This is a genomic window from Sphaerisporangium sp. NPDC004334, assembly GCF_053602655.1.
Genome location: NZ_JBSGDZ010000042.1, coordinates 29,748 through 46,133 on the forward strand (window position 1 = coordinate 29,748; position 16,386 = coordinate 46,133).

At 73.3% G+C, this 16,386-nt stretch carries 16 protein-coding genes; 8 read left to right on the forward strand and 8 right to left on the reverse strand.

From position 1 onward, the window contains the following. Positions 1–9 precede the first annotated feature (9 nt). Both ACWEN6_RS37120 and ACWEN6_RS37125 read left to right on the forward strand, forming a co-directional pair. Positions 10–783, forward strand: coding sequence for a cyclase family protein (locus ACWEN6_RS37120; protein WP_452576671.1), 774 nt, complete (start codon positions 10–12; stop codon positions 781–783). Between the two features lie 125 nt (positions 784–908). Beyond that, positions 909–1,886 (forward strand): aldo/keto reductase, encoded by a 978-nt coding sequence (locus tag ACWEN6_RS37125; RefSeq protein WP_452576672.1) that lies wholly within the window; start codon positions 909–911, stop codon positions 1,884–1,886. A gap of 95 nt (positions 1,887–1,981) precedes the next feature. Here the strand turns inward: ACWEN6_RS37125 and ACWEN6_RS37130 are convergent, their stop codons facing one another. The 5 genes from ACWEN6_RS37130 to ACWEN6_RS37150 form a co-directional block, all read right to left on the reverse strand. After that, positions 1,982–2,644, reverse strand: coding sequence for a cyclase family protein (locus ACWEN6_RS37130; protein ID WP_452576673.1), 663 nt, complete (start codon positions 2,642–2,644; stop codon positions 1,982–1,984). 68 nt (positions 2,645–2,712) lie between these two features. Further along, entirely contained in the window at positions 2,713–3,060 is a 348-nt protein-coding gene (locus ACWEN6_RS37135; RefSeq protein ID WP_452576674.1) for a hypothetical protein, read from the reverse strand. Positions 3,061–3,095: 35 nt separating this feature from the next. Beyond that, positions 3,096–3,857 (reverse strand): SDR family NAD(P)-dependent oxidoreductase, encoded by a 762-nt coding sequence (locus ACWEN6_RS37140; RefSeq protein ID WP_452576675.1) that lies wholly within the window; start codon positions 3,855–3,857, stop codon positions 3,096–3,098. A 100-nt stretch (positions 3,858–3,957) separates the two neighbouring features. Beyond that, the gene (locus ACWEN6_RS37145) at positions 3,958–4,812 is read right to left on the reverse strand and encodes an ABC transporter permease (RefSeq protein WP_354836376.1); all 855 of its coding nucleotides are present in this window, start codon (positions 4,810–4,812) and stop codon (positions 3,958–3,960) included. Next, a complete protein-coding gene (locus ACWEN6_RS37150; protein ID WP_354836378.1) occupies positions 4,809–5,816 on the reverse strand; it encodes an ATP-binding cassette domain-containing protein in 1,008 nt (335 codons plus the stop codon). Before ACWEN6_RS37150 ends, ACWEN6_RS37145 begins: the two co-directional genes overlap by 4 nt. Positions 5,817–5,968: 152 nt before the next feature. Between ACWEN6_RS37150 and ACWEN6_RS37155 the strand changes: the two genes are divergently transcribed. Then, positions 5,969–6,724, forward strand: a complete 756-nt coding sequence (locus ACWEN6_RS37155; RefSeq protein WP_452576676.1) for a TetR/AcrR family transcriptional regulator — start codon at positions 5,969–5,971, stop codon at positions 6,722–6,724. 73 nt (positions 6,725–6,797) lie between these two features. Here the strand turns inward: ACWEN6_RS37155 and ACWEN6_RS37160 are convergent, their stop codons facing one another. After that, entirely contained in the window at positions 6,798–7,841 is a 1,044-nt protein-coding gene (locus tag ACWEN6_RS37160) for a methyltransferase (RefSeq protein WP_452576677.1), read from the reverse strand. A 191-nt stretch (positions 7,842–8,032) separates the two neighbouring features. On the opposite strand from ACWEN6_RS37160, the gene ACWEN6_RS37165 reads away from it, so the two are divergent. From ACWEN6_RS37165 to ACWEN6_RS37185, 5 genes are read left to right on the forward strand one after another with little or no spacing between them, the layout of a single operon-like run. Then, positions 8,033–8,824 carry an NAD-dependent epimerase/dehydratase family protein gene (locus ACWEN6_RS37165; protein WP_452576678.1) on the forward strand — a complete coding sequence of 264 codons (792 nt, stop codon included), beginning with the start codon at positions 8,033–8,035 and terminating at the stop codon, positions 8,822–8,824. Between the two features lie 26 nt (positions 8,825–8,850). After that, positions 8,851–9,636: a 3-oxoacyl-ACP reductase FabG gene (fabG, locus tag ACWEN6_RS37170; protein WP_380826511.1), complete on the forward strand. Its 786-nt coding sequence runs from the start codon at positions 8,851–8,853 to the stop codon at positions 9,634–9,636. A 22-nt stretch (positions 9,637–9,658) separates the two neighbouring features. Further along, complete coding sequence (locus ACWEN6_RS37175; RefSeq protein ID WP_452576679.1) at positions 9,659–10,618, forward strand: aromatase/cyclase; 960 nt, start codon at positions 9,659–9,661, stop codon at positions 10,616–10,618. Further along, positions 10,611–11,384, forward strand: coding sequence for an SDR family oxidoreductase (locus ACWEN6_RS37180; protein WP_452576680.1), 774 nt, complete (start codon positions 10,611–10,613; stop codon positions 11,382–11,384). Before ACWEN6_RS37175 ends, ACWEN6_RS37180 begins: the two co-directional genes overlap by 8 nt. A 50-nt stretch (positions 11,385–11,434) precedes the next feature. Beyond that, entirely contained in the window at positions 11,435–12,805 is a 1,371-nt protein-coding gene (locus ACWEN6_RS37185) for an FAD-dependent monooxygenase (protein ID WP_452576681.1), read from the forward strand. Between the two features lie 293 nt (positions 12,806–13,098). On the opposite strand, the gene ACWEN6_RS37190 is transcribed toward ACWEN6_RS37185, so the two are convergent. Beyond that, the gene (locus ACWEN6_RS37190; protein ID WP_452576682.1) at positions 13,099–14,127 is read right to left on the reverse strand and encodes a methyltransferase; all 1,029 of its coding nucleotides are present in this window, start codon (positions 14,125–14,127) and stop codon (positions 13,099–13,101) included. 6 nt (positions 14,128–14,133) lie between these two features. Continuing rightward, on the reverse strand, positions 14,134–16,095 hold the full coding sequence (locus tag ACWEN6_RS37195) for an AMP-binding protein (RefSeq protein WP_452576683.1): 1,962 nt from the start codon (positions 16,093–16,095) through the stop codon (positions 14,134–14,136). Positions 16,096–16,386 lie beyond the last annotated feature (291 nt).

Here is a 16,386-nt window from a genome sequence, read left to right on the forward strand (position 1 = left end):
GGAGTTGGAATGCGGCTGATCGACCTGTCCTCGCCCATCGACGCGCGCTTCTGGGAACCCGACCCGGTCCTCCACACGGCCATGTCCCCGGCCGAGGGGGCGCGCCACATGAGCGAGGAACTGCGCGCCCACATGGGCATCGAGTTCGACGTGGACGCCCTGCCCGGCGGGGAGTTCCTCAACAACGACACCCTCTCGCTGACGGTGCACACCGGCACCCACGTGGACGCGCCCGCCCACTACGGCTCGGCCGCCTCCTACGGCACGCCGAGGACGATCGAGGCGATGCCGCTGGAGTGGTTCTTCGCGCCCGGGGTGGTCCTGGACCTCACCTCGTTCGGGACGGGCGCCGCCGGGCCGACGGTGATCGAGAAGGAGCTGGCCAGGATCGGGTACACCCCGAGCCCGGGCGACATCGTGCTGCTGAACACCGGTGCGGCGGCCCGGGTGGGCACACCGGCCTACTTCACCGACTTCACGGGGCTGGACGGGCCGGCGACGCGGCTGCTGCTCGACATGGGCGTGAAGGTGATCGGCACCGACGCCTTCAGCCTGGACGCGCCGTTCCCGCACATCATCAGGACCTACCACGAGACCGGCGACACGAGCGTGCTGTGGCCCGCGCACTTCCTGGGCAGGCAGCGCGAGTACTGCCAGATCGAGCGGCTGGCGAACCTGGACGCGCTGCCCGAGCCGTTCGGCTTCCAGGTCGTCTGCTTCCCCGTCAAGATCGCGGGCGCGGGCGCCGGCTGGGCGCGGGCCGTCGCCGTGCTGAACGACTGAGCGCTGAACGACTGAACGACTGAGCGCTGGACGACCGAGCGCTGGACGACCGACGGCTCGACGACCGAGCGCTGGACGACCGAAGGCTGAACGAGCGAAGGCTGAACGACCGAGGAGGCACGGCGATGCGCGAGGCGACCCTGGGACAGGGACTGACGGTGCCGGCGGTGGGCCTGGGCTGCATGGGCCTGGCCACGCCGGCCGGGCGCGGGGAGCGGGCGGCGGCCACCGTGGCGCGCGCCCTGGACCTCGGAGTGCGGATGTTCGACACCGCCGGCTACTACGGCGGCGGCGTGGGCGAGGAGGCCCTCGGACGGCTGCTCGGCAGCCGGCGCGAGCAGGCCGTCGTCGCCACCAAGACCGGCGTCGTGCACCGCGACGCGGGCCCGCCCGGCCTGGACGGGCGCCCTGAGGCGGTCCGGCGATCCTGCGAGGCGTCGCTCAAACGGCTGGGCACCGACGTCATCGACCTGTACTACCTGGCGCGCGTCGACCCCGCGGTGCCCGTGGAGGACTCCATGGGGGCGATGGCGGAGCTGGTGGCGGAGGGCAAGGTGCGCCACGTCGGGCTGTGCGAGGCCGCCGCGGCGACGATCGAGCGGGCGCACGCCGTCCAGCCGCTCACCGCCGTGCAGACCGAGTACTCCCTGTGGGAGCGCCACGTGGAGCGGGAGATCCTGCCCGCGTGCCGGCGGCTCGGCATCGGGTTCGTCGCCTACCGCCCGCTCGGCCTGGGCATGCTCACCGGGGAGCGGCCCGACATGGACGCGCTGTCACCCTACGACTGGCGTCACCGCGACCCGCGCCACCAGGGCGAGGCGCTGGCCCGCAACCTGGACCTCGCCGCGCGGTTCGCCGCCCTGGCCGCGGAGCTGGGGCACGGCGCGGCGGAGCTGGCGCTGGCCTGGCTGCTGTCCAGGGGCGGCGACGTCGCGGTCATTCCCGGGACGCTGGACCCCGGCCACCTGGAGCGCGACGCGGCGGCGGCCGCGACGCCGGTGACCGCCGCCGGGCTGCGCCGCGTCGAGGAGCTGTTCCCGCCCGGCTGCGCCGCCGGCGAGCGTTACGCCCCGCCGATGATGCGCATGGTCGACCGGGGATGAGCCGGCTCGGCGCCGGGCCTGCACGGGCTCGGCGCCGGCTCGGGGCCGGTCCTGCGCCGTCCCCGTACCCGGCTCGGTGCCGGTCCCGGGGCGGCTCAGCCGGTCAGCGCGATTGGGCGGACGGGGATGTTGGCCATGCCCTTGACGGGCATGGGGAGCACGGTCAGCCGGGCGCCGCGCTCGGGCAGCTCGCCGAGCCGGGTGAGCTGCTGCACGACGCACATGCCCGCGCCGAGCAGGAGGTTCTGCGCGGGCTTGTGGTTGTCGGTCCCGTCGTCGATGTTGTGGGAGTCGATGCCGACGAGCACCGGGTCGGCCGCGATCACGTGCTTGACCGCGTCGGCGGTCAGGAAGGGCGAGGCGGTGAAGAAGGCGTCGCCGCCGTAGTGGCGGTCGTGGCCGGTGTTGATCAGCAGCGCCGCGCCGGAGAGGTCGCCGAGCTCGCCCAGCGCCTCGGGGTCGATCGCGACGACGCCCTCGGGCACCCGGACGACCCGCACGGGCAGGTCGACCAGGCGCGCCAGGTCGAGGGCGGCCAGGTCGGGGCCGTCCTGGTGGAACATGTACGGGGCGTTGAGGTAGGTGCCGGTGTTCCCGACCACCTCGATCTTCGACATCAGGCACGACACCCCCTCGGCGAGGAAGCGGGCCGACTGGGCGCGGTCGAGCATCGCGCCGATGACGGGCCTGGGCATGAACGGGCTCACGACCATGTCCTCGGCCACCACGTGCGCGAGGTCGACGATTCGGCGTTCCACGGCTTTCCCTTCGGCCGTTCCGGTGGGAACCACATGCTCACAGCGGCCTCTCGAAAGCCGGTCGAGGATCAGCAGGCGAGGCACTTACGGCTGAAGATGGTCTTGCCGTCCACCTTGCCGACGAAGACGCCGTCGTCGTCGTGGGAGTCCTCGGCCACGTTCTTGGCGGTCAGGGTGGCCTTCTTGCCGTCCTTGGTGCGGCCGGTGCAGTCGACGTCGTACTTGACCGCGCCCTTGGACTTGGCCGTGCAGTCGAGCCCGTCGGCCAGGGGGTGGCCGGCGTCCGCGAAGGCGCCGGCGCCGATGCGCGCGACCGAGTCGGCGGTGATGGCCGCTCCGGCGCCGCAGCCGCCCGGGGCGGCGAGGAGCACGAACAGCAGGGCCGCCGCCATGGGGGTCGTCGTACGCAACCGCATGATGCGCATGGTGATCGTCCTTCCTTGCCGGGGCGCTAGCGGCCTCCGGCGACCGTGAGGAGCTGGCCGGTGATGTTGCCGTTGGCCGGGGAGCCGAGGAAGGCCACCGTCCGTGCCACGTCTTCGGGCGAGCTCAGCCGGCCGGTCGGCGTGCGCGCCGCCTCGGCCTCCCTGACGTGGTCGGGCAGGCCGGTGCGGGCGCGCTCGGTGAGGGTCAGACCCGGGCACACGACGTTCGCCAGCACGCCCTCCCCGCCGGCCTCCCAGGCGAGGCTGCGGCAGAAGCCGTGCAGCGCCGCCTTGGCCGCCCCGTAGAACTCCTGGCCGGGGTGGCCGTTGAGCGCGACGTGGGAGGAGATGAGCACGACGCGGCCGAAGCGCCGGGCCGCCATGCCGCGGACCGCGAGCTGGACGGTGCGCAGGGTCGGCGCGACGTTGTGGCCGATCACCGGCTCCCAGTCGTGTTCGGGCACCTCCCATAGCCGCTGCCCGAGGGCGCGCCGGGCGCCCCAGCGGACCGCGTTGGCGACGAGCACGTCCGGGCCGTCCCAGCGTTCGAGGGCGGCGACGGCGGCGGCCACCGTCGCCGGGTCCTCCAGCGAGTAGCGCACGGTCATGACGTCGGCCGCGCCGCCACGGGTCAGCTCCTCGGCGAGCTTCTCGGCCCGTTCCGCGCCGGTGTGGTAGGTCAGGGCCACCTTGGCGCCCTCGGCGGCGTAGACGCGCGCGATGGCCTGCCCGATGCCGCCGCTCGCCCCGGTGACCAGCACCGACCGGCCCCGCAGATTCAGATCCATGTCCGCTCCTGTCGTCGTGGGTCCTGTCACGATGCCGGTCGCCGGTCGAGCCCCGCCGGAGGCCCGCGGACGGGTCAGCGCACGGGGCCGGCGGGCGGGGTCAGCGGGCCATGGCGTTGCGGAAGCGGTGGATCGCCAGCGAGGCGAACACCGCCAGCAGCACCGCCGACCAGGCGAAGGTGGCCAGGACGGGGTGTTGCAGCGGCCAGGCGGGGGCGCCGCCCTGCGGCATCACGCTCGGGTTGCCGAACAGCGTGCGCGCGCCGGCCGCGGCGGCGCTGATCGGGTTCCACTCGGCGATGGGGCGCACGAGCGCGGGCATGCCCTCGGTCGGCACGAAGGTGTTGGCGACGAAGGTCAGCGGCAGCAGCACGGCCATGGTCACGCCGGTCGCGGCCTCGGGCCCGCGGGTGACCAGGCCGACGTAGGTCGCCACCCAGCTCACCGCGTAGGCCAGCACGAGCAGCATGGCGAACCCGGCGGCGGCCGAGCCGAGGTCGGTGTGCACCCGCCAGCCGACGATGAGCCCGCACAGCGCCATGATGACCAGGCTGATGGCGCTTTCGAACAGGTCGGACACCGTGCGGCCGAGCAGCACCGCCGACCGCGCCATCGGCAGCGACAGGAACCGGTCGTTGATGCCGCGGGTCATGTCCAGCGAGACGTTCACCGCCGTGCCGCCGGCGGTGAAGAAGATGGACTGCACGAAGATGCCGGGCACCAGGTACTCGCGGTAGTCGCCCCCGCTGATGTGGATGGCGCCCGCGAAGACGTAGGCGAACAGCAGCACCAGCATGATGGGCTGCAGGGTGACGTCGATCAGTTGCTCGGGCACCTGCCTGATGTGGCTGAGGTTGCGCCGGGTGATGGTCAGCGAGTCGGCCACCGTCCAGCGCAGGCGCGAGCGCCAGCCGCGCGGGGGCAGCGGCAGGACCAGAGTGCCGGGGATGCTCATCGTGCCGCTCCCTGCGAGGTCAGTTCGTCGGTGGTGGGGGTGTCGCCCGACCGGTCGGCGAGCCGCCCGGTCAGGCGCAGGAAGACGTCGTCGAGGGTGGGGCGCCGCAGGGAGATGTCGTCGATGCCGACCGAGCGGGCGTCCAGCTCGCGGACCGCCTCGACCAGGGCCGCGGGCCCGCCGGTCACCGGGACGGTGATGCGCCGCAGGTGGCGCTCGACCCGGGGGCGCGCCGAGGCCAGGCGGGCCAGGGCGGCGCGGGCGGTCTCGACCTCGTCGTCGCGGCGGACGACGACGTCCACGTGCTCGCCTCCGGTGGCGGCCTTCAGCTCGGCCGGCGAGCCGGTGGCCAGCACCTTGCCCGCGTCGATGACGACGATCTGGTCGGCCAGGCGGTCGGCCTCCTCCAGGTACTGGGTGGTGAGCAGGACCGTCGTGCCGGCCTCGACCAGCTCGGCGATCAGCGTCCACATGCCCGCGCGGCTGCGCGGGTCGAGGCCGGTGGTGGGCTCGTCCAGGAACAGGATGGGCGGCTCGACGGTGAGGCTGGCCGCCAGGTCCAGGCGGCGGCGCATGCCTCCGGAGTAGGTCTTGGCCAGCCGCTCGGCCGCGTCGGTGAGGGCGAAGCGGTGCAGCAGCTCGTCGGCGCGCCGCTGGGCCTCCTTGCGGGGCAGGTGGCACAGGCGGCCGATCATCTCCAGGTTGGCGCGGCCGGTGAGCAGCTCGTCCACCGCGGCGTACTGGCCGGCGAGCCCGACGCGGTAGCGCACGAGCTCGGCCTGCTTGACGGTGTCGTAGCCCGCCACCCGCGCGGTGCCCCCGTCGGGGCGGAGCAGGGTGGTGAGGATGCGGATCACGGTCGTCTTGCCCGCGCCGTTCGGCCCGAGCAGGCCGCAGATGGTGCCGGGTTTTATGGCCAGATCGACGCCGTCGAGCGCGATGGTCTTCTTGTATCGCTTGCGCAGGCCCTCCGCCTCGATCACGGGAGCCTCTGTGTCCGCCATCGCCTGCCTCCTCTCCGCCATTGTCATGCGTACTAAGTACGCTTTATGATACGAGCGTACGCCCCAGGGTGCGGTGTACGCAACCCGGATAATGGACGGTGGGGGAACTCGCCGGAGCCGCAGGGCGTCCGGGCACGTGAAGGGAGATGCGCATGGGCGAGCGACAAGGCGGGGGGCCCGCGCCGCGCGCGGGGCTGGTGTGGTCGCGCCTCGGGCGTTCCGGCTCGGCCCGCCGCCCGGCGCTGACCAGGGAGCAGATCGTGGCCGCGGCGATCGAGATCGCGGACGCCGAGGGGCTGGGCGCGCTGTCGATGCGCGCCATCGCCGTGCGGCTCGGCGCGGGCACCATGTCGCTCTACCGGCACATCCCCGACAAGGACGACCTGCTCGACCTGATGGTCGACGAGGTCTACGGCATGATCGAGCTGCCCGAGCGGTCGGCGGGAGACTGGCGCGCGGCGCTGGTGCTCATCGCCACCCAGACTCGCGCGGTGCTGCGCAGCCACCCGTGGTTCGTCGCGGCCGCCTCCTCGCGGGCGCCGCTCGGCCCGAACGCGCTGCGCCACCTGGAGTACACCCTGGCCGCCCTCGACGGGCACGGGCTGCGCCTGCCCGAGATGGCGCGCATGGTCGGCGCCACGACCAGCTACGTCACCGGCTTCGTCCTGCAGGAACTGGCCGGCGAGGAGGCCAAACGGCGCAACGGGATGACCGAGGAGCAGTGGGCGGCCACCGTGCAGCCCTACATCGAGGAGGTGGTGGCCGGCGGCGGCTACCCCACCTTCAGCCGCCTCATCGAGCAGGAGGGCGAGGAGAGCGATCCCGACCTCGACTTCGCCTACGGGCTGGACTGCCTGCTCGACGGCTTCCTGCCCCGGCTGAGCGGCGCCGCCGCCCGCCCTTCCTGACCTCCCCGCCGGCGCCCAGGGACGGCGAAGGGCCCGCGCCGCCCTCTGCGGGGACGCGGGCCCTGGTCCGCGTCTAACGGCGGGTGAGCCGGAGCACGTCCCAGTGGGTGGGCGGGTCGGGCAGGGTGAGGGTGTCGCTGATCTGGAAGCCGGCGCCCTCGATCAGCGCCGTCCACTCCGCCAGCGTGCGGATCTTGCCGCCCGACTGGGCGAGCATGTTGAAGCTGCCCAAGTACAGGCCGATGAGGAAGTCCTTGTTGCCGTAGGCGTCCGCCGGCATGATCCAGTCGATGAGCAGCACCTCGGTGCCCGGCGTGGTCGCCCGGTGCAGGTTGGCCAGGATGCGCGCGACGTGCTCGTCGTCCCAGTCGCACAGCACCGTCTTGATCGTGTAGAGGTCGCCGCCGGAGGGCAGCTCGGAGTGGAAGTCGCCCGCCACGAACTCGGCGCGGTCGGCCAGGCCCTGCTCCTCCATGTACGTGCGGGCCCCGGCCACCGTCTCGGGCATGTCGAACACCACGCCCGTGGTGTGCGGCGCGGCCTCCAGGATGCGGCTGAGCAGCATGCCGTGGCCGCCGCCGATGTCGATGATCTTCCGGTAGGGGCCGAAGTCGAAGGTGGTGGCCAGCGCCTCGGCGCAGCCGTGGGTCATCAGCGCCATCATCTCGCCGAACCGGGCGCCCTCGACCGCGTTGGCCGCGTAGTAGTCGTAGAAGTCCAGGCCGAAGGCCGACTTGGCGACCGGCTGCCCGGTCATCACCACCTCGGTGAAGTACTCGCCCATCCGGTACATGCCCGGGCCGGCCGCGCCGAGCGCCACCTTGGAGATCGCCGAGCCGGCGTGGGTGTCGGTCCGCAGGAACTCCCCGAGCGGCGCGAGCGCGAACCGCTCGGGCTCGGGCTCCTCCAGCAGGCCGATCGCGGTGCACGCCTTGAGGAAGCGGCTCAGCGCGTCGAGGTGGCCGCCGATCTCCTCGTTGAGCTCGCCCGCGGTGCGCGGGCCCCCGGCGAGCCGGTCGGCGATGTTCAGCTCCACGGCGGTGCGCACGAGCTGCGCCCGGGAGTAGTTCATGATCATGTCGATGAGCTTCTCGGCTGTCGCCTGGTCTGCGGTCATGCCGCGTCCTCCTTGAAGGGCCGTGGATTCGCCTTCGGTCTCTGCTGCCGCATGGTGCGGCGCCGCTCTCGAGCCCTCCTGGAGGTAGAGCCGAGGACGGGACGGGAGCGCGGGCTCGAGCGGGAGTCGAACCCCGCCCGAACGGACCTCCGGATGCTCGACCGAGACCGTTGAGCGCGAGGAGTGAGCCGGTGGAGATCGTCGGGCGCGGGTTCGTCGCGCGAAATCTGGAGCCGATCGCCGGCTCGCACCCCGGGACCGTGGTGTTCGCGGCGGGCGTGTCCAGCGGATCGAACGCCTCGATGGAGGACTTCGCGCGCGAGGCGACCATGCTGTACGAGGTCGTCGAGCGCTGCCGCGCCCGCGGGCGCCGGCTGGTCTACCTGTCGACGGCGTCCAAGGGAATGTACGGCACCCACGGCCCGCCGGGCCGTGAGCGGGGCCCGGTCTTCCCCAGCACGCCGTACGCGCGGCACAAGCTGGCGATGGAGGCCGTACTGCGCGACTCGGGGCTGGACCACCTGGTCCTGCGGCTGACGCACCTGGTCGGCCCGCACCAGAGGCCGCACCAGTTCCCGCCGGCGCTCGTGCGGCAGATCCTGTCCGGCACCGTGTACATCCACCGCGGAGTGTGCCGGGACCTCATCGACATCGCCGACGTGGTGATGTGCCTGGACCGGCTGCTCGCCCTCGGCGTGCGGCGGGAGGTCGTCAACGTCGGCTCGGGCGTGGCGATCCCCGTGCAGACCGTCGTCGCCCACCTGGAGGGACGGCTCGGCGTGGTCGCCGACAAGCGTCTGGTCGAGGTGCGCGACGAGGGAAGGCACGAGATCTCCATCGCCAAGCTCACCGAGTTGGTGCCCGAGGTGAAGCTGTGCGGATTCGGCCCCGGCTACTACGCCGGGGTGTTCGAGAAGTACCTGCCGGGCTATGTCGCCGAGGCACGGCGCGGCACGGCGGACGCCCGGGCAGGGGCCCGGTGAGCCGACCTTACGCGGAGGGAGCCCCCATGACAGACCAAGCACCGAGGACCGCCCTGGTGACCGGAGCCACCAGCGGGATCGGCCTGTGCGTGGCGCGGGCGCTCGCGCGCTCGGGCATCCGGGTCTACATCTGCGCCCGCACCGCCGCCGACGTGGCCGCCACCGTGAAGGACCTGGCGGAGGAGGGCCTGGAGGTGGACGGCACGAGCTGCGACGTGCGGTCCGCGCAGGAGGTGCGAGCCCTGGTCGCCGCCGCGACCGACCGGTACGGGCCGGTCGACATCCTGGTCAACGCGGCCGGGCGCAGCGGCGGCGGGGTCACCGCGGAGATCCCCGACGAGCTGTGGCACAGCGTCATCGACACCAACCTCACCGGGGTCTTCCTGGTCACCCGGGAGGTCCTGTCCGCCGGCGGCCTGGCCGGCCGGTCCTTCGGGCGCATCGTCAACATCGCCTCCACCGGCGGCAAGCAGGGCGTCGTGCTCGGCGCGCCGTACTCGGCCTCCAAGCACGGCGTCGTCGGCTTCAGCAAGGCCCTGGGCCTGGAGCTGGCCCCGACCGGCATCACCGTCAACGCGGTGTGCCCCGGGTACGTCGAGACGCCGATGGCCGAGCGGGTCCGGCAGGGGTACGCCGCCCACTGGGGGATCTCCGAGGAAGAGGTGCTGCGCCGCTTCGAGGCCAAGATCCCGCTGGGCCGCTACACGACCCCCGAGGAGGTGGCGGCGATGGTGTCCTACCTGGTCAGCGACGCGGCGGCCCCGGTCACGGCCCAGGCGATCAACATCTGTGGCGGGCTCGGCAACTACTGAGGCGCGGAAAGGGCGAGCAGCTGTGGAGACCACGTACGTCACCGAACACACCGTCACGATCGCGGCGCCCCCGGACGCCGTCTACGGGCTGATCGCCGACGTCGGCGCCTGGCCCCTGCACTTCGGGCCGACGATCCACGCCGAGCGGGCCGAGGGCGACGACACCGAGGAGCTGATCAGGATCTGGGCGACCGCCAACGGAGAGGTGCGGAGCTGGACCTCCGCCCGGTCCCTGCGCCGCGAGGAGCGCCGGGTGGCCTTCCGCCAGCGTGACCCGCGCCCGCCGGCCGCCTCCATGGGCGGCGAGTGGGTGATCCGCCCCCTGCCCGGCGGACGGACCGAGGTCGTGCTCAAGCACGACTTCGCGGCCGTCGGCGACGACCCCGAGAAGGTCGAGTGGATCCGGCGCGCGGTCGACCGCAACAGCGACAAGGAGCTGGCCGGGCTGAAGGAGTCGGCCGAACGCAGCCTGGCCTTCGGCGAGCTGATGCTGTCGTTCGACGACACCGTGCTCATCGACGGCCCGGCGAAGGACGCCTACGACTACATCTACCGGTGCCAGGACTGGCCGGAGCGGCTGCCGCACGTGGCGCGCGTCGAGCTGACCGAACAGGTGCCGGGCCTGCAGGTCATGGAGATGGACACCAGGTCCCCCGACGGGTCGACGCACACCACCTCGTCGGTGCGGGTGTGCACGCCCTGCTCGCGCATCGTCTACAAGCAGGTCGTCGTGCCCGCGATCATGACGGCGCACACGGGGTGCTGGTCCTTCCGCGAGAGCGGCGAGGGCGTCGAGGTCACCTCCTCCCACACGGTGGTGATCCGCCCCGAGGCGGTCAAGGAGCTCCTCGGCCCGGACGCCACCCTCGCCGAGGCCCGCACGCGGGTGCGGCAGGCCCTGAGCGCGAACAGCACCACGACGCTGCGGCACGCGAAGTCCTTCGTCGAGTCCCGGACGGGCGCGGGGGCGCGCGGTGAGTGACCCGCTCACCGCGCCCGACCCCTCCGTGCGGCTCGACGGGAAGGTCGCGCTCGTCACCGGGGCCACCCGCGGCCTCGGGCTGGCCATCGCGCGCAAGCTCTGCGCCTCCGGCTGCCATGTGATCCTCAACTACGCCCACTCCGACAAGGACGCCGACGAGGCGCTGCGCGGCCTGGCCGGGCTGCGCGGCACCGCGCTGACCATGCAGGCCGACATGACGGCCCGCGACGCGGTGGCCCGCCTGCTCGGCGCGATCCGCCGCCGCTTCGGCCGGCTGGACGTGTTCGTGCACAACGCGGCGTCCTGGCGTCCCATGCCGGCCATCCGGCCCGACGTCGCGGCGCTGCACGGGGACGTCGCCGCCGCCCTGAACCCGCTGCTGTTCGCGGCACCGGCCTTCGAGGGACTGATGGGCGACGACGGGCGGGTCATCGCCGTGTCCAGCGTCGGCGCGCACAGCGTGATCCCCATGTACGTCAGCCTCGGGGTGGCCAAGGCCGCGCTGGAGAGCCTGGTGCGTTATCTGGCGGTCGAGCTCGGCCCGCACGGCGTCACCGTGAACGGCGTCTCCACCACCAAGCTGGACAAAGGACCCGACACGCCGAACCCCGAGGCGATCCGCTTCCTGGCGCGGCGCACGCCCGCCGGACGGCTGACCACGCCGGAGGACGTCGCCGCGGTCGTCGCCCTGCTCAGCACGGGGGAGGCCGCCTGGATCAACGGCCAGGTGATCAACGTGGACGGCGGCCTGGGGCTGCTTTCATGACCGGGGCCGGGCCGGGCGGCCCCGCCGCGGTGACAGGAACGAGGACGGCGATGACGGACACCGGCCGACACACCACGGCGGGCCCCACGGCGGACACCACGGAGGACACCGGGCGGGACATCACGGCGGGCACCAGGGTGGACGCCGATCAGGACGCCGGGAAGGACGCCGGGAAGAGTCCCGAGAGGCAGATCGAGACCGACTTCTGCGTGGTCGGCGGCGGTCCCGCCGGTCTGACGCTGGCGCTGGTCCTGCTGCGCTCGGGCGCGCGGGTCACGCTCGTCGAGCGGGCGTCGTCCTTCGACCGCGAGTACCGCGGCGAGATCCTGCAACCCGGCGGGACGGCGCTGCTGGACTCCCTCGGCGTGCTCGCCGGGGCCCGCGAGCGCGGCAGCCACGAGCACGACAGGTTCCAGCTCGTGGACCGGGGCAGGGTGCTGCTGGACGGCGACTACCGCCGGCTGCCCGGGCCGCACAACCACCTGCTCGCCATCCCGCAGCCCCACCTGCTCCAGGAGCTGCTGGAGCACTGCCTGCGCCACGACCGCTTCACCTACCTCGGCGGGACCCGGGTCACCGGACTGCTGGAGGAGGACGGCGCGGTGAGGGGCGCGCTGTGCGAGGGACGGGGCGGCCGGCACGCGATCGTCGCGCACTGCGTGGTCGGCGCGGACGGCAGGTACTCCAAGGTGCGCCGCCTGGCCGGCATCGGCTACACCCGCCTGGACGTCTTCGACCAGGACGTGCTGTGGTTCAAGCTGCCCGCCGCCGGGGCGCCGCCCCGCGTGGTCAGGGTGTTCCTGGACGGCGGCAACCCGGTGCTCACCTACGCCTCGGTGCCCGACGGCGTGCAGGTCGGCTGGACGCTCCCGCACAAGGGCTACGCCGCTCTGGCCGCCGAGGGCGTGGACCACGTCAAGCGGCAGATCTGCGCGGCGATCCCCGAGTACGCCGACCTGGTGCGCGAGCGCATCGGCGCGCTCACCGACCTGACCCTTCTGGACGTGTTCGCCGGCGGCGCCGACCGGTGGGTGCGGGACGGGCTGGTGCTGATCGGCGACAGCGCGCACACCCACGGGCCGATCGGCGCCCAGGGCATCAACCTGGCCATCCAGGACGCGGTGGCGGTCCATCCGATCCTGCTGGCCTCCCTGCGGTCCCGCGACGCCCGGGCGTCGTTCCTCGGCGCCTTCACCCTCAGGCGCAGGCCCAGCGTGGACAGCATGACCAGGATCCAGCGCGCGCAGAGCAGGGTCATGCTCTCCACCGGCGGGTTCGCCTCGATGGTGCGGCCGGCGCTGGCGCGGGTCGTGTCGCGCTCCCCCGTCTACCGCTCGATGCTCAAGAAGATCGCCTACGGCGACCCGGGCCTGCGCGTCTCGGCGGAGCTGTTCGTCCCCGGCGCCGCCTCACCCGCCTGACCCGGCCATCCGCCCGCCCAGGCCCCGGCCCACCCGGCCGGGGCCTTCCGCCGTCTGCGGGCCTCTTGCCGGTCGGCGGGTCCCTTCCGGTCGGCGGGCTCTTCCCGGTCGGCGGGCCTCTTGCCGGTCGGCGGGCCTCTTGCCGGTCGGCGGGCCTCTTGCCGGTCGGAGGGGCTCTTCCCGGGTGCAGGGCTCTGTCCCGGGGGGACGTCCGGCCGTTTCCGGGCATGGGTGAGGGGGCGGGCACGATCCGCTCGTGCCCGCCCCCTCGCCTCCGTCCCGCGCCGCGCGGGTCAGGCGCCCGGCACGGTGCTCTCGATCATGTGCAGGTACGGGCCGACCCGGCGCAGGCCGGTGACCTCCAGCCCGGCCTGGCCGATCAGCCCGACCAGCCCGTCCTTGGTGTGCCTGCGCCCGCCGACGTTCAGCAGCAGCAACAGGTCCATGGCGGTGGCGAACTTCATCTCAGGGCTGCCGTCGACCAGGTTCTCGATGACGACGACCTTGGCGCCGGGACGCGCGGCGGCCCTGACGTTGCGCAGGGCGCGCAGCGTGCTCTCGTCCTCCCACTCCAGGATGTTCTTCAGCACGTACACGTCGGCTCCGGGGGTGACCGACTCGCGGCAGTCGCCGGGCACCAGCCGGGCGCGCCCGGCCAGGGTCCCGCCCTCCGCCAGCCGCGGGTCGGGGTTCAGCAGCACCTTGGGCAGGTCGAACAGCACGCCCCGCAGCGTGGGGTGGCGCTCCAGGAGGGTGGCCAGCAGGTAGCCCTGGCCGCCGGCGATGTCGGCGACCACGCCCGCCCCGTCGAGGTCCAGCATCTCGGCCACCATGCGCGCGGACATGACGCTCGACTGGGTCATGGCCCGGTCGAACACCTGCGCCGAGTCCGGGGCGTCCTCGTGCAGGTGGGTGAAGAAGTCCTTGCCGTAGACCTCGCCGAACACCTCGCCGCCCCGGCGCACGGCCTCGGCGAGCCGGCCCCACAGCGCCCACGTCCAGGGCTCGGTGGCCCACAGGACCATGTACAGCATGCTGCGTGGCGCGTCGGCCCGCAGCAGCCGCGACATCTCGGTGTGGGTGTAGCGTCCCTGCCCGTCCTCGGCGAAGACGCCGTGCACGGCCAGCGCGCGCAGCAGGCGGGCAAGGGCCTCGGGGTCGGCGTCCACCTCCAGGGCCAGTTCGGTGACCGTGGCGGGGGCCTCGCCGAGGGCGTCGGCGAGCCGCAGCTCGGCGGCGGCGCGCAGGATGCCCGCGTAGCCGGCGCTCAGCGCCAGCTCCCGCATGAGCATCACCGTGTGGAGCCCGGCGTCGGTGGTCATCGGCGATCAGTCCTCGACCGTCTGGTAGAGGTCGATCTCGGCCTTCGCGTGCTTGATCAGCTCCGGGAGGACCTCCTGGAACCCGCTGCCCATCACGGCCTGCTGGTGGGAGGCCATGTCCTCCCACTCGCCGGTCTCGACGAACACGTTGGGGTCCTTCAGCGAGCGGTACAGGCGGTGGCTGACGAAACCGGGGCGGCTCTTCATGTAGCCGCTGATCTTGCCGAGCAGCTGCTCGAACTCGATCGGGTCCCCCGTGACGGTCAGCTTGTTGATGATGGTGACCACGGACTTGCTCCTCTCATCGGTGCCACGGCCCTCCGGTCGCCCGGCGCCCCGGCTCTGCGGTGCCGCGCCGGCACCGGGCCCGTCCAGCAGCCGGGCGCGCAGCTCCCGGCGCTGGATCTTGCCGTTCTGCGAACGCGGGATCGTCTCGACGAGCTCGACGTGCCGCAGCCGCTGGTAGTAGGGGACCTGGTCGTCGACGAAGCGGGCCAGCTCCGCCGGGTCGGTCCCGGGGACGCAGCTGACGACCAGCGCGCAGGCCACCGCCCCGCTGAACTCGTCCGGCCGGTCGAGGACCACGCAGTCGGCGACGGCGGGGTGGCGGGCGAGCACCCGCTCGATCTCGGTGGGCGAGACGAGGAAGTTGTCGCACTTGAAGACGTCCTTGAGCCGGTCGACCACGAACAGGCGGCCTTCGGGGTCCATGCGGCCGATGTCGCCGGTGGAGAACCAGCCCTCCTGGTCCAGGTGCGCCGACGGGGGCTCGCCCAGGTACCCCAGCATGAGCTGCGGCCCGCGCACCTGGATCTCCCCCTTCTCTCCCACGGGCAGCACGCGGCGGGTGTCCACGTCCACGACGCGGCACGCCGTGCCGGCCGACGGCGGCCCGCACGACCCCGCCCGGGGGTCCTCCAGCAGGTCGAAGTGGGTCTGCGGCGAGGCCTCGGCCAGGCCGTAGCCCTGCGCCACCGGGACGCCGAAGTGGGCGGCGAGCCTCGTCGTCACCGCGGGCGCCAGCGCGGAGCCGCCGGACAGGATGGCGCGCACGCCGGGGAGCCGCATCTCGGCCAGGCGCGGGTCCGCCGCGAGCCGCGTCAGCCGCATGGGCAGGCTGTAGTAGTGCGTGACGCCCTGGCGGACGGCCGCCTCGGGGGAGGCGGACACGTCCGGGTCCTCGTGCAGGATCTGCGTGCAGGCGGCGTGGACGGCGATGTTCAGGTGCATCAGGTGGAACGTGGGGAGGTAGTTGAACATCACCGAGCCGGGGGTGAGCCGGTGGGCGTGCGCGGTCTGGGCCGCGTTCACCGTGAGGTTGCGGTGGCTGAGCCGCACCGCCTTGGGCGCGCCCGTCGTGCCGCTGGTGAACAGCAGTGCCGCCACGTCCTGTCCGCCCGGCTCCGGTGCCGGGGACGGCGGCGGCGCGGCGGGGGCCCGCGCCATCAGGTCGTCCAGCACGACGGCCTCGGGGCGGGCCGGGTCGGGCCTGGTGAGCAGGACGTGCCGCAGCTCCGGCAGCCGGTCGAGCGCCGGATCCAGCGCGGCGCGCACCTGCGGGCTCAGGACCGCCGCCACCGCGCCCGAGGTGCGCAGGATGTGCTCCAGCGCCTCGGCGCGCATCAGCGGGTTCACCGGCACGCTCACCGCCCCGGCGCGGGCGATCCCGTAGTAGCCGACGGCGAAGAGCGGGTCGAGCACCGCGGCGACCGCCACGACGTCGCCGGGGCCGACGCCCAGGCCGGCCAGCGCCGCGGCGCACCGGTCCACGCGGGCGTCGAGCTCGGCGTAGGTGATCTCGCCCCCCGCCCAGCGCAGCGCGGCGCGCGAGGGCGCCCGCGCGGCCGCCCCGCGTAGCAGGTCGTCCACCCGGGGACCCGCGATGTCGCCGACGGCCGCGAGCGGCTCCCCCTCCGCGAGGCTGATGTCGAGCGTGCGCGACTCCGAGATGGACTCCGGGATGGACATGGTGGACGCCTCCCATGCTGCGACCGCGGTTCGGACCGGCATCCGAAACCTCGCAGCCCCTCCTCGGGCCCTCCTCGGGCCCTCCTTGAGCCCCGATCGAGGGCGCGCGGACCGCGCGCGGCGACGCGCAGGGCAGGGGGACGAAGGGGACGGACGGGGACGCCGGCGAGCGCCCGGGACGGCGACGGCGGGGCGGCCATGTCCGATCTCACACCCCGGCCCGCCCCCTGGAGGGGCTTCCGGTAACCCGTATTCAACATCTTAATTATTCCCTAAGACTGCGCGCCCCCG